This is a genomic window from Protofrankia sp. CiP1_Cm_nod4, from assembly GCF_982290645.1.
The window spans coordinates 1-12,641 of the sequence record NZ_CEVIVC010000129.1 but is presented as its reverse complement, the minus strand read 5'-3'; the positions used below and the strand labels follow the sequence as shown (position 1 = coordinate 12,641).

The window sequence follows — 12,641 nt, the reverse complement described above, 5'->3', positions numbered from 1 at the left end:
CTCCCGCCCACCGGTACCGCTTCCGGCTACCGGACATCAGCTGCCCGCCCGCACATAAGGACGTAGATCGATGACGTCAGCTCAGCTCGCCACCACCGCCGCGGACGCGCCCGCTCTCGCGGCCTGGGACAACCCGCCCGCGGTCGCGCCGCGGGGGACGGTGATCCTGATCGCCGGCCGGGGCGAGCACCCGGGGCTCTACGAGCGGTTCGGCAACCGGATCGCCTTCGACGGCTACCGGGTCCGGGTGGTCGGCGACCCGACCGCGCACGAGCGGACGGTCACCTCCGAGATCGACCGCCTGCTGGCCGACCCGGACCTGCCCGCGCCGCGCGTGCTGGCGGGCTCCGACGCGGGCGCGGCGTTCGCCGCGGCGCTGGTCGCCACCGGGCGGGTGCGGGCCGACGGCCTCATCCTCGTCGGCCTCCCCGGCGGGGAGACGGCCACCACCGGCATCGGGGAATGGGAGTGGGAGACCGAGCTGGGTGAGCGCACCGCCTGCCCCACCCACCAGGCGCGGCTGGACGCCGACGTGTCGGTGCGCCGCGGCGCGCTGACCGTCCCGATACCCCGGTCCTGGATCGTCGACGGTGATCTTCGCCAGGTCGCCGTGCCGGTGCTCGGCCTGCACGGGACGGCCGACCTGCTCAGCCCGCTGCCGGCCGCGCGCGAGCGGTACGCGGGCGCGCCCGTCGCCGAGTTCGTCACCATCGACGGCGGCAAGCACGACGCCCTCAACGACGCCACCCACCGGACGGCCGCGGCCGTGGTCGTGCTGTTCCTCGAACGGCTGCGGACCGGCACCGGCCTGCCCGCGATCGCGCGCTGGACACCCTGGTCATAGCCGCCGCCATCCATGCCAGCCGCCGCCATCCGTGCCAAGCCGCGGCTGGCGCACCGATCAGCCACCGTCCGGCGCATCCGGAGGATCCGTGACCGTCGAATTCATCAGCGGCATAAACATCAACCCGTCCAACGAGCTCAACCGGCTCCGCCTCCCGGCCGTTGACGTGCCCTTCCTCAGGCGTTACGCGCGGGTCCTGGAGGACGGTGGTTTCGACTACACCCTGGTGCCCTACCACTCCTCCTTCCAGGACCCGTTCACCCTGGCCACGGCCATCACACAGGTCACCGAGCGGCTCCGGCCGATCGTCGCGCTGCGGCCCAACACCATCTACCCGACGGTCGCGGCCAAACAGCTGGCCACCCTCGACCAGCTCAGCGGCGGACGCGCGGTGGTGCACTTCATCGCGGGCGGGGACGACCACGAGCAGGCCCGCGAGGGCGACCGGCTGGGCAAGACCGAGCGCTACGCGCGACAGGCCGAGTACATCGACATCCTCCGCCGGGTATGGGCCTCGACAGCGCCGTTCGACCATGCCGGGACCTACTACTCCTTCGAGGACTTCGTCTCGGTCGTGCGGCCGGTCAACGGCGGCATCCCGGTGTCGGTCGGCGGGTCGTCGCCGCAGGCCTACCAGGTGGGCGGCGCGCAGGCCGACATCTTCGGGCTGTGGGGCGAACCGCTCAGGCAGACCAGGGAGCAGATCGACGCGGTGGCCGAGCAGGCCCGCCTCGCCGGCCGTGCGGACACCCCCCGCATCTGGGTCACCTTCCGCCCGATCATCGCTCCCACCGAGGAACTGGCCTGGGAGAAGGCCCACCGGATCCTCGACGTCCTGCGGGGCAACAACGGGCTCGCGCACGCGGCGTTCCGTGCCACCGGCGTGCAGGAACCACCCAACGTCGGTTCTCAGCGGCTGCTGCGGGTGGCCCGCGACGGTGACCTGCACGATCGTGCGCTGTGGACGCCCACGGCAGCCGCGACCAACGCCGCCGGCGCGTCCACCGCCCTGGTGGGGACGCCCGAGACCGTCGCCGCCGCCATCCTCGACTACGTCGACATCGGCGCCGAGCTCATCTCGATCCGCGGGTACGACAACCTCAACGACGTCATCGACTACGGCCGCTACCTTCTCCCGCTGGTGCGCGAGGAGCTGGCCCACCGCGCGGCGACCGGCCGTCGTGGCGAGATCGTGCGGGAGGACGCCGGGCGCGGCCGCCCGGCTACCTCGGCCACCTCGGCGGCTACCTCGGCCACTTCCGCCGCTTCGGGGGCCTCGGCCGGTGGCCCGCACGGTGCCGGGGGAGCGGGGGCGCGGGAAACGTCGTCCGCGCGGGCCGGCCGGCCGGGGCAGCAGGTGGCGTCGTGAGCGTGCCGTCACGGTCCCGGACCGGCCCGGCCGACCGCCCCGCCACCGGCCTGCCCGCCGCCGATCCCGCCGCCGGCGGCCGTCCCGCTGCCGCTGCCGGCGGCCGTCCCGATGTCGATGTCGATGCCGATGCCGGCCCTCCGGTGGCCGCGCTGCCGGTCGTGGACATCTCCGACGACGTGCTCGCCCGGACGAGCGCGCGGATCGCGCTCACCGCTGAGGAGTACGACCGTTCCGCGGAGTTCCCCTGGGCAGGCATCCAGGCCGTGCACGACGCGGGCCTGCTGCGGCTGGGGATCTCGCCCCGCTACGGCGGCCAGGGCCTCAGCGCCACCGACAGCGTCCGGGTCCTGCAGTGGCTGGGCCGGGGCGACCCGTCGGTCGCCCTGATCACGGCGATGACGATCCTCCAGCACGTGCTGGAGGACATCGACCCGTGGTGGCCGGCGGATCTCTACCGCACCGTGGTCGACGACTCCCGCCGGCGGCCGGTGCTGCTCAACGCCGTCCGCGCCGAGCCGGAGTGGGGAGCGCCCGCCCGCGGCGGGCTGCCGGCCACGAAGATCCGGCGGACCGCCGACGGCTGGCTGCTCAACGGGCACAAGGGCTTCGCGACAAGCTCGGAAGGCCTCGCCTACCACCTGGTGTGGGCGGCCACCGAGGACCCCGACCCGCTGCTGGCGCACGCCGTCGTCCCCGCCGGCACCCCCGGTATCGAGATCGTGCGCACCTGGGACCACCTCGGGCTGCGGGCGAGCAGCACGCACGACGTCATCTACACCGACGTGGAGATCCCTTTCGGGAACTTCCGCGGCGTGCCCCTCTCCGAGCAGCGCGCCGACCCGGGCCTGGGTGCCGTCGGGATCGGCGTGCCCGCGCTGTACATCGGGGTGGCCCGGGCCGCGCAGGAGTTCTTCCTGCGTTTCGCCAACGAGCGCGTACCCACCTCGCTGGGACGTCCCATCGCCACGACCGAGCGGATCCAGACCATCGCCGGCGAGATCGAGGCGCAGCTGGTCCAGGCTGAGGAGATCGCCTACGGGGTGGTCCGCCGTTTCGACGAGGGTGACCCCAGCGCGCCGCGGCGGTTCCTCGTCGCCAAGCCGCTGATCGTGCGCGCCGCTGTCACAGCCGTGCAGACCGCGGTGGCGGCGATCGGCAACCCGGGCCTGACCAGGCACAACCCGCTCGAGCGGCACCTGCGTGACGTCTACTGTGCCCGCGTCCATCCGCCGCAGGAGGACTCCGCCCTGCTGCTCGCCGGGCGTCAGACGCTCACCGCCGAGCGCTGTTAGGGCCACCTTCAGGGCCACGTCAGCCCGGCCGGGGAGCCGCCGCGGGTGCCGCCGGGCACCTGGCCGGCGGCCCGGGCCACGCCTGACCGGCATCCGGCATCCGGTACACCGCATCCGGCATCCGGCATCCGGCATCCGGTATCCGGTACCCGGCATCCGCGTCCCCGTTCCCGGCGCCGCTGCCATAACGAACGTTCTTTTCTGACCGGTTCCAGGAGCTCTGGAATCCACCCGGCCTGTTCACGGAAAACAACTCTGGGAGTCACGACCTGATGGCCATATTGTGGCGTCGCCGAAATGGCGAGGACGCCGGCGGGAACACCGACGGGAACACCAGCGGGAACAACAGGAGCGGCGGTGGCCACGGCTGGCGGGCGGCGACCGTCTCCCTCCTCACCGTCGCCTTCCTGGCCGCCTGTGGCGGCGGGGACGGCGGGAGCGGCACGAACGCCGACAACGCGCAGCCCGTGCCGGGCGGCCGGTTGAAGATCGCCTTCTGGGCGGACTTCCAGGGCTGCATCGACCCCAACCAGGTGTACTGGATCGAAAGCCGCAGCATCGACCGCAACTTCGCCGACTCGCTGACCGACCAGGACCCCGCCACCGGTGAGATCGTCCCGTGGCTCGCCACGAGCTGGACGGTCAGCCCGGACGCCCGGGAATACACCTTCACCCTGCGCAAGGGCGTCACCTTCAGCGACGGCACGCCGCTCGACGCGTCCGCGGTGAAGACGGCCTTCGACGGGGTGCGCGACCTCGGCGCCAAGTCGACCCTGGGCGTGACCTACCTCGCCGGCTACGAGTCGTCGACCGCCGTCGACCCGCAGACGGTGAAGGTGAACTTCAAGGTGCCCAACGCGGCGTTCCTGCAGGCGACGTCCACCACCACCCTGGCGGTCCTCTCGCCGGCCACCTACAAGGAGACCGCCGAGGCCCGCTGCGCGGGCAAGGTCATCGGCTCGGGGCAGTTCGTGCTCGACAGCTACACCGCCGCCAAGGCGGCCAGGCTCAGCCGGCGCGCGGGCTACGCGTGGCCGAGCGCGCTGGTGAAGAACAAGGGTGACGCGTACCTCGACGGCATCGACGTCAGCTACATCACCGAGGACAGCGTCCGGGTCGGCAGCCTGACCACCGGCACCATCGACGTCGCCTGGCCGCGGCTGCCGATCACCTCCGCCGACCAGGAGATCATCAAGGCCGCGAACGGCGTCATCGAGACCCGCTCCCTGCCCGGCATCAGCGCGCAGATCGTGCCCAACGTCAACAGGGGCGGCCCGCTGGCCGACCTGAAGGTGCGCCAGGCGCTGTACAAGGCGATCGACCTGAAGAGCTACGCGTCCACCGTGTACTGGGACAGCTACCCGGTGGTGAAGGGGCCGTACGACTCGACGACGCCGTACGCGGCGGACCTGTCCGCCAAGCTCGCCCACGACCCGGCCGGGGCGGCCGCGCTGCTGGACAGCGCCGGCTGGGCCAAGGGCCCGGACGGCTACCGCTACAAGGACGGCCGGAAGCTGACGCTGACCTACCTCATCACCGCCTCGACCCCCGGCGAGCAGCTGCTCCAGGACCAGCTCAAGAAGAGCGGCATCGACCTGCAGCTCAAGGTCGTCACCAGCGCGCAGCTCACCCAGCTGACCACCGCCGGCGAGTTCGACCTCGCGGGCAGCTACCTGACCCGGGGTGACCCGAGCGTGCTCGGCTCGACCCTCGACCGGGCCGTCACGAAGAACTACGCCACCGTGTACTCCCAGGACGACGCCACGGCCGCCGAGGTCAGCAAGCTGTTCGCCCGCGGGCTGAACACGATCGACCCCGCCCAGCGCGCCGCGGCCTACAAGGATCTGCAGGACTACCTGATCGACCACGGGGTCGTCTTCCCGACCTACGACCGGGTGCAGGTGGCCGGGCTGTCGAACAAGGTCCACGGGTTCGCCTGGACCTCCGAGAGCTTCCTGCGCGCCAACGACATCTGGCTGTCGAAGTGACCCGACGGCCGTGATGTTCAGATATCTCGCCGGTAGGCTCGCCCAGGCACTGCTGGTGCTCTGGGCGGCCTACACGGTCACCTTCGTCATCCTGCACGTGCTGCCGAGCGACCCGGTCACCCTGCAGCTCGCCGCCGGCGGGGTCGACGTCAGCCAGCTCACCCCGGGCCAGCTGCACTCCATGGAGGCGCGGTACGGGCTCGACGAGCCCGTGCTCACGCAGTACTTCGGCCGGCTGTGGGACGCCCTGCACCTCGACTTCGGCATGTCGCTCACCCAGAACGTCTCCGTCGGCACCCTCGTCTCCGACCGGCTGCCCTCGACGATCGTGCTGGCCCTGGTCTCCGTCGGACTGTTCCTGGTGTTCGGCGTCGGGCTGGCCTACCTGGCCTCGTACGTCCAGTGGCTCCCGGCCCGGGTGCTGCTGCGGCGGCTGCCCGCCGTGGGCATCTCGCTGCCGACGTTCTTCGTCGGGCTGCTGCTCATCCAGGTGTTCGCCTTCTCCCTCGGCTGGCTGCCGGCCAGGGGCACCGAAGGATGGCGCAGCGTGGTGCTGCCGGCGGTCACCCTGGCGCTTCCCGGGTCGGCGATGCTCGCCCAGGTGCTCATCCGCAGCCTCGGCGACACCTGGCAGGAGCCGTACATCGTCACCGCCAGGGCCAAGGGGCTGTCGCGCTGGGCGGTCCAGCTGCGGCACGCGTTCCGCAACGCGGCCCTGCCCGCGCTCACCCTGCTGGGCGTGCTCGTCGGCTACACGGTGACCAACGCGGTCGTCGTCGAGACCGTCTTCTCCCGCAACGGGATCGGCCAGCTGGCCCAGCAGGCCGTCCTCGGCCAGGACGTGCCCGTCGTCCAGGCCGTCATCGTCATCGCAGCGGCGATCTTCGTCGCGGTCAATCTGGTCGTCGACCTGCTCTACTCGTTCCTCGACCCTCGCGTCGCCCACACGGCCCGGGTCACCTAGGGTCACTGAGGCAGGAATCATGTCCGAGAACATCCTGGTCAAAGGCCCGGGGCAGGCTGCCGTGGGCGCCCCCTCGGCCCCGGTACCCGCGTCCGCCGTGCTCCCGGTGCCGGCCGCGGACGATGCCAGCGCCAGCGCCGGCTCCCGCCCCGATGCCGGGAGCGGCCCCGACGCCGGGAACGGCCCTGGCTGGACGGACACCGGCGACGGCCGCCCTGGCGAACGGCATCCGGCGGGTGGGCGCCTCCGGCGGCCCGCGGCCGCGGCATACGAGGTGGCACGGCCGTTCCTGCGCCGGCCGGGGTTCGTCCTCGCCGCCGCGTTCATCGTGTTCGTCGTGGTCTCGGGGCTGTTCCCCGGGCTGTTCACCTCGTACGACCCGACCGCGACCGCGCCGGCGGAGAAGCTGCGCGGGCCAGGGCTGGAGCATCTCTTCGGCACCGACGAACTGGGCCGGGACCTGTTCTCCCGGGTCCTCCACGGCTCGGCCCTGACGATCAGGGCCACCGGGGGAGCCGTGCTGATCGCGGTCGTGGCCGGGCTGGCCATCGGGGTCATAGCCGGGTTCCTGGGCGGGTGGATCGACAGCCTGCTCATGCGCACGGTCGACGTCGCGCTCGCGCTGCCGCTGCTCCTGCTGGCGCTGGCGATTGTCACCGCGCTGGGCTTCGGGACGCTGCCGGTGGCGATAGCCGTCTCGGTGGGCATCGTGCCCGGGTTCGCGCGCACGACCCGGGCGGAGGTGTTCCGGGTCAAGGGGCAGGCGTACGTCGAGGCCGCCCGCACCGGCGGCGCCTCATGGCTCAGGGTGATGTGGCGCCATGTCCTGCCGAACTCGTGGGGCCCGGTGATGGTGCTGGCCATCCTCGACTTCGGCACCGCCGTGCTGAGCATCTCCTCGCTGAGCTTCCTGGGCTTCGGGGCCCCGCCGCCCGCCGCCGAGTGGGGGACGCTGATCTCCAGCGGCCGTAACTACCTGGTCACCAGCCCATGGCTGTCGCTGCTGCCGGGCCTGTTCGTCGGCCTGGTCGTGTTCGGCCTCAACCACGTCGCCCGGACTCTCGAGGAGGTGCGCCCGTGAGCGAGGGAGCCGAGCGAGCGGAGTCGTCGCCCGGCGCAGCCGGGCAGCTGCGGAGCGAGGGAGCGACGCAGCGGACCGGAAATGAGGCGCGCGAGGGAGCCGAGGGAGCCGAGGGAGCCGGGGGAGCCGAGGGAGCGACGCGGCGGACCGGGGGCGCAGCGGGCGAGGGGGCCGGCGCGAACATCGTGGAGCTGGCCGGGCTGTCGGTCGGCTACCGCAGCCGGGGGCGGACGGCCCTCGCGGTCGACGGCCTGGACCTTACGATCGCGCCCGGCGAGACCGTGGCCATCGTCGGCGAGTCCGGCTCGGGCAAGACCACCACCGCCAACGCCATCCTGGGGCTGCTGCCGGCCAACGGGCAGGTCGTCGCGGGTTCGATCCGGGTGGCCGGCACCGACATCACCACGGCCCGGGAACGCACCCTGCGGGCGGTCCGCGGCAGCGTCGTCGGGCTCGTCCCGCAGGATCCGATGGTCGGTCTCAACCCGACGATGCGCGTCGGCGGCCAGGTGGCCGAGGCCGTCCGCCGGCGCGGCGTGGACAGGCGGCTGGTGCCCGCCGAGGTGGTCGAGGCCCTGGAACGGGCCGGGCTGGACGAGCCGGTGCTGCGCGCCCGGCAGTACCCGCACGAGCTCTCCGGTGGCATGCGGCAGCGGGTGCTCATCGCCATCGCGCTGGCCGGGCATCCCCGCCTCATCGTCGCCGACGAGCCGACGAGCGCGCTGGACGTCACCGTGCAGCGCACGATCCTCGACCATCTCGGGCGTCTCGTCGCCGAGACGGGCACCTCCCTGCTGATCATTACCCACGATCTCGGGGTCGCCGCCGACCGCGCCGACCGGGTGGTCGTCATGCAGCACGGGCGGGTGGTCGAGCGCGGCGATCCGGAATCGATCATGCTCGCCCCCCGCGACCCGTACACCCGGCACCTCATCGAGGCCGCCCCGGCGCTGTCGCACTCCGGGCAGGTCGTCCCCCGCTTCACCGAGGTCGCCCCGGCGCCGGAGATCCTACGGCTGGAGGCCGTCACCAAGGACTTCCGCCTGCCCAGGACGTCCGGCGGCGACCGGGTCTTCCGGGCGCTGGAGGACGTCACGCTCTCGGTGCGGGCCGGGCAGACCCTGGGCCTGGTCGGCGAGTCCGGCTCGGGCAAGACCACCGCGCTGCGCATCGCCATGGCCCTGGACAAGCCCACCAGCGGACGGGTGTTCCTGGACGGGAAGGACATCACCGCCGCCGGCTGGTCGCAGCTGCGGCCGCTGCGCCGGCGGTTCCAGCTCGTGCACCAGAACCCGTACTCCTCGCTGGACCCGCGGTTCAGCGTCGAGGAGAGCATCGCCGAACCGCTGGTCTCCTTCCGGGTCGGCAACCGGGCCAGCCGGGCCGTCCGGGTTCGTGAGCTGCTCGACCAGGTCGCCCTGCCGGCGGATTTCCGTGACCGCAGGCCGCGGGAGCTCTCCGGCGGGCAGCGCCAGCGGGTGGCGATCGCCCGGGCGCTCGCGCTCGGGCCCGAGCTGGTCTTCCTCGACGAGCCCGTCTCCGCGCTCGACGTCTCCGTGCAGGACCAGATCCTGGGGCTGCTCACCGGGCTTCAGCGGGAGCTCGGGGTCAGCTACTTCTTCATCTCCCACGACCTGGCGGTCGTCGCCCAGCTCTCGCACGAGGTCGCCGTGCTGCGCCGCGGCCGGATCGTCGAGAGCGGCCCGGCCGCGGCCGTGTTCGCCGCGCCCGAGCAGGAGCACACCCGTGAGCTGCTCGGCGCCATCCCCGGGCAACGGTTCGCCGCCGCGCTGGCCGCGGCCGCCCGACCGGAGGGAGCACCGGCGAGGATCCCGCCGCCGGGAACGGACGGGATTCCGGTGGGACCGGAGTAGCTCCGGCCCCACCGGGACCGGAGAGGATCCGTCCGGGATCGGCGGAGACCCCGTTGACACCGTAGGCCGTGTCTGATGGATGGTGGTTGGTCTGGTGACTGGTGGTCGTCCGGGCGCCGCCCGTCCGACCGAACATCCGTCCGACCGAACATCCGTCAGGCACGGCAACAGGTGTCCATCGGAGGTTCCCGGGCGGATTCCCGTTCGGGCTTCCTGTCGAATGCCCGTACGAAAAGCCTGCGACAGGCCTGTGACAGGCTCGTGAAGGGCCCGTGCGAAAGGAAGGTAGTGCCATCAGCGGCAGGTACGTAGTCATCGGGGCCGGCGCGGTGGGCGCGACCGTTGCCGCGCAACTGGACGGCGCCGGGATCGCGGTCGTCGCGGTGGCCAGGGGTGCGAACCTCGAGGTGTTGCGATCCCAGGGCCTGCGCTACATCCGGCCGGACGGCGACCGGCGGGTCGCGCTTGAGGTCGCAGGCGGCCCGGACGAGGTCGACCTGCGCGCGGACGACGTGCTGGTGCTCGCCAGCAAGTCGCAGGACTCCGAAGCGCTGCTGCAGCAGTGGGCGTGGCGCCCGGTGGACGTGCACGGCAGCGTGCGCACAGCCGCGGAGGTGCTGCCGGTCCTGCTGTTGCAGAACGGCCTGGACAACGCCCGGACGGCGCTGCGGCGGTTCGCCACGGTGATCGACGCGGTGGTCATCATCCCGTCCTCGCACCTGCGGCCGGCGGAGGTGATCTCCCCGGGCGCGCCGATCGCCGGCGCCTTCTACCTCGGCCGTGCCGGCCGCGTGCCGCGGGGGAGCGACCCGGTCGAGCCGGGCCCGACGGTGACGAACCCGGTGGTGGACCCGGCCGTGGAGCGCGTCGCGGCCGAGCTGCGCCGGGCCTCCTTCGCCGTCCAGGTGGTCGCGGACATCGCCCGTTGGAAGGCCGGCAAGCTGCTCGGCAACCTGGCCTACAACCTCGACGCGCTCTACGCGCCCAGCGAGCTGCGCGACACCGCGTCGGCCGCGCTGGTGGACGAGGCTCGGGCGGTGTTCGCCGCCGCCGGCATCGAAGCCGCCGACGTGCAGACGGACGGTGGCCTCGACCTGTCCCAACTGGTCGTGCACGACATCCCCGGCCATCAGCGGCAGGGCAGCTCCACCTGGCAGAGCCTGGCCCGCGGCGGCTCGGTCGAGTCGGACTTCCTCAACGGCGAGATCGTGCTGCTCGCCCGCCTGCACGGCCTGGACGCGCCGGTCAACGCCGGGGTGCAGCAGCGGATCGCCACGGCGTCGCTGACCGGGACACCTCCCGGCGGCCTTGGCCAGGCCGACCTCGCCGCCCTGCTGGCGTCGGCGGGCCACGCCCCGGCAAGCGCGGGCGAAGCCGCCGGGGCGACCGATAAACCTTCTGTGGCATTCAGCGAACAGTCTATTGCGGAAGGTGAAGATATCGTGACGGTTGGTGAGTCCACTGTGACGGCTGGCGAACACACGGGGACGATCGGTGAAACTGGCGGGACGGTCGGCGAACCCGCCGACCAGTCCGGCTCCCGGCACGGCGATTCCGACCGCTCCAACCAGTCCGGCCGCTCCGGCCGGCCGGTGGTGCTCGTCGATGCCAAGCAGCTGCACGACGAACTGTCGTCGGCCGCGCCACCGCTGCTGCTCGACGTCCGCTGGGCTCTCGGTGATCCGCACGGCCGCGAGCACCACCGGGACGGTCATCTGCCGGGCGCGGTCTACGTCGACCTCGACACCGAGCTCGCCGCCACGCCGGGCGGGACCGCCGGCCGGCACCCGCTCCCCGACATCGCCGCGCTGCAACGCTCGGCCCGGGCCTGGGGGCTGACCGCCGGGCGGCCGGTGGTGGTCTACGACGACAACGGCGGGCAGTCGGCGGCCCGGGCATGGTGGCTGCTGCGCTGGGCGGGCGTGACCGACGTGCGCATCCTCGACGGTGCCCTGACCGCCTGGCGGGAGGCCGGCTTCCCGCTCGAGACCGGCGAGACCGTCCCGGCGCCCGGGGACGTCGAGCTCACCGCCGGGCACCTGCCGGTGCTCGACGCCGACGCCGCCGCCCACCTGGCCGGCACCGGCGTCCTGCTCGACGCCCGCGCGCCGGAGCGTTACCGCGGCGAGGTGGAGCCGGTCGACCCGCGCGCCGGGCACATCCCCGGCGCGGTCAGCGCGCCGACCGGGGAGAACCTGGACGGCGGCGGGCGCTTCCTGTCCGAGGACCTGCTGCGCGCCCGCTTCACCGCGCTCGGTGCCGGTGCCAGCGCCGGTGACGCGCGGCCGGTCGGGGTCTACTGCGGCTCCGGGGTGACCGCCGCCCACCAGATCGCCGCGCTCGCCGTGGCCGGCATCGACGCCGCCCTCTTCCCCGGCTCCTGGTCAGCCTGGTCCTCCGACCCCACCCGCCCCGTCGCCACCGGCGAGCGGTCTCCCGTCCGGGCTGAACAGCCCGACGATCATCGGGCCACCGGCTCGGAAGGTCCGCCGGTAGACTCCCAGCCATGACCACCGCCGGCCGCGTCACCGCCGACCCCGCCATCATGGCGGGCGCACCGACGATTCGCGGTACCCGAATCACCGTGTCCGCGGTGCTGGGCCAGCTCGCGGCTGGCTCGACGGTCGATGAGCTGCTCGCCGACTACCCGTCACTCACGCGCGACGACGTGCTCGCGGCTCTCGCGTTCGCCGCGGAGACGATGCCGCAGGAGCGCCCGTTCATCGCCGCATGAGGATCCTCGTCGACGAGAACCTCTCGCCACGGGTCGCCGAGCTGCTGCGCGACAAGGGCATCGACGCGACGCACGTCCTCGAGCACGAGCTTGGCGGTTCTCCAGACACCGAGGTCAGCGCGTTCGCCGTCACCGAGGGGCGTTCGATCATCTCCGCCGACAGCGATTTCACCACTCTGCTCGCGCTCAGTCGTGGCACCGCTCCCTCGCTCGTCCTGCTCCGGTCCGGCGACCAGCTCAAGCCGGACGCGCAAGCCGCCCTGCTGCTGGCCAACCTGCCTGCGCTAGAAGCCGACCTCGAACAGGGCGTCGTCGTATCGCTCAGCGCGACCCATGTGCGGGTTCGTCGACTCCCACTTCGCTGAGTGCCGCTACTCCCGATCCGGCATCCCCCTGCTCCCACCCTCTCACCGGCTCGCCCTGCTCGGCCTGGCCCTGCTCGGCCTGGCCCTGCTCATCAGCTCGACCTGCTCGCTCCGGTCTCCCGCGATC

The 12,641-nt window shown here is 72.7% G+C and carries 10 protein-coding genes; all 10 read left to right on the top strand.

Features of this window, described 5'->3' with window-relative positions; translation table 11 throughout:
- Positions 1-70: 70 nt before the first annotated feature.
- The 10 genes from AC5LSR_RS19365 (at position 71) to AC5LSR_RS19320 (ending at position 12,514) form a co-directional block, all read left to right on the top strand.
- A complete protein-coding gene (locus AC5LSR_RS19365) occupies positions 71-844 on the top strand; it encodes an alpha/beta hydrolase (protein ID WP_250290739.1) in 774 nt (257 codons plus the stop codon).
- Between the two features lie 88 nt (positions 845-932).
- Entirely contained in the window at positions 933-2,213 is a 1,281-nt protein-coding gene (locus tag AC5LSR_RS19360; RefSeq protein ID WP_493468770.1) for an LLM class flavin-dependent oxidoreductase, read from the top strand.
- Positions 2,210-3,508, top strand: a complete 1,299-nt coding sequence (locus AC5LSR_RS19355) for an acyl-CoA dehydrogenase family protein (RefSeq protein WP_493468769.1) — start codon at positions 2,210-2,212, stop codon at positions 3,506-3,508. Before AC5LSR_RS19360 ends, AC5LSR_RS19355 begins: the two co-directional genes overlap by 4 nt.
- A 272-nt stretch (positions 3,509-3,780) precedes the next feature.
- Positions 3,781-5,496 carry an ABC transporter substrate-binding protein gene (locus AC5LSR_RS19350; RefSeq protein ID WP_493465324.1) on the top strand — a complete coding sequence of 572 codons (1,716 nt, stop codon included), beginning with the start codon at positions 3,781-3,783 and terminating at the stop codon, positions 5,494-5,496.
- A gap of 13 nt (positions 5,497-5,509) precedes the next feature.
- Positions 5,510-6,460 carry an ABC transporter permease gene (locus tag AC5LSR_RS19345; protein ID WP_250285869.1) on the top strand — a complete coding sequence of 317 codons (951 nt, stop codon included), beginning with the start codon at positions 5,510-5,512 and terminating at the stop codon, positions 6,458-6,460.
- Positions 6,461-6,479: 19 nt separating this feature from the next.
- A complete protein-coding gene (locus tag AC5LSR_RS19340; protein ID WP_250285868.1) occupies positions 6,480-7,541 on the top strand; it encodes an ABC transporter permease in 1,062 nt (353 codons plus the stop codon).
- Positions 7,542-7,726: 185 nt separating this feature from the next.
- Positions 7,727-9,415, top strand: a complete 1,689-nt coding sequence (locus AC5LSR_RS19335) for a dipeptide ABC transporter ATP-binding protein (RefSeq protein ID WP_250285871.1) — start codon at positions 7,727-7,729, stop codon at positions 9,413-9,415.
- Positions 9,416-9,708: 293 nt separating this feature from the next.
- Complete coding sequence (locus AC5LSR_RS19330) at positions 9,709-11,925, top strand: rhodanese-like domain-containing protein (RefSeq protein ID WP_250285870.1); 2,217 nt, start codon at positions 9,709-9,711, stop codon at positions 11,923-11,925.
- Positions 11,922-12,149: a DUF433 domain-containing protein gene (locus tag AC5LSR_RS19325; protein ID WP_250285867.1), complete on the top strand. Its 228-nt coding sequence runs from the start codon at positions 11,922-11,924 to the stop codon at positions 12,147-12,149. Before AC5LSR_RS19330 ends, AC5LSR_RS19325 begins: the two co-directional genes overlap by 4 nt.
- Entirely contained in the window at positions 12,146-12,514 is a 369-nt protein-coding gene (locus AC5LSR_RS19320; protein WP_250285866.1) for a DUF5615 family PIN-like protein, read from the top strand. The genes AC5LSR_RS19325 and AC5LSR_RS19320 overlap by 4 nt, the downstream gene beginning before the upstream one ends.
- Positions 12,515-12,641: the final 127 nt, after the last annotated feature.

Coding starts and splice junctions, on each gene's coding strand:
- AC5LSR_RS19365 (WP_250290739.1), top strand. CDS start 71: ATGACGTCAGCTCAGCTCGCCACCACCGCCGCGGACGCGCCCGCTCTC.
- AC5LSR_RS19350 (WP_493465324.1), top strand. CDS start 3,781: ATGGCCATATTGTGGCGTCGCCGAAATGGCGAGGACGCCGGCGGGAAC.
- AC5LSR_RS19345 (WP_250285869.1), top strand. CDS start 5,510: ATGTTCAGATATCTCGCCGGTAGGCTCGCCCAGGCACTGCTGGTGCTC.
- AC5LSR_RS19340 (WP_250285868.1), top strand. CDS start 6,480: ATGTCCGAGAACATCCTGGTCAAAGGCCCGGGGCAGGCTGCCGTGGGC.
- AC5LSR_RS19325 (WP_250285867.1), top strand. CDS start 11,922: ATGACCACCGCCGGCCGCGTCACCGCCGACCCCGCCATCATGGCGGGC.
- AC5LSR_RS19320 (WP_250285866.1), top strand. CDS start 12,146: ATGAGGATCCTCGTCGACGAGAACCTCTCGCCACGGGTCGCCGAGCTG.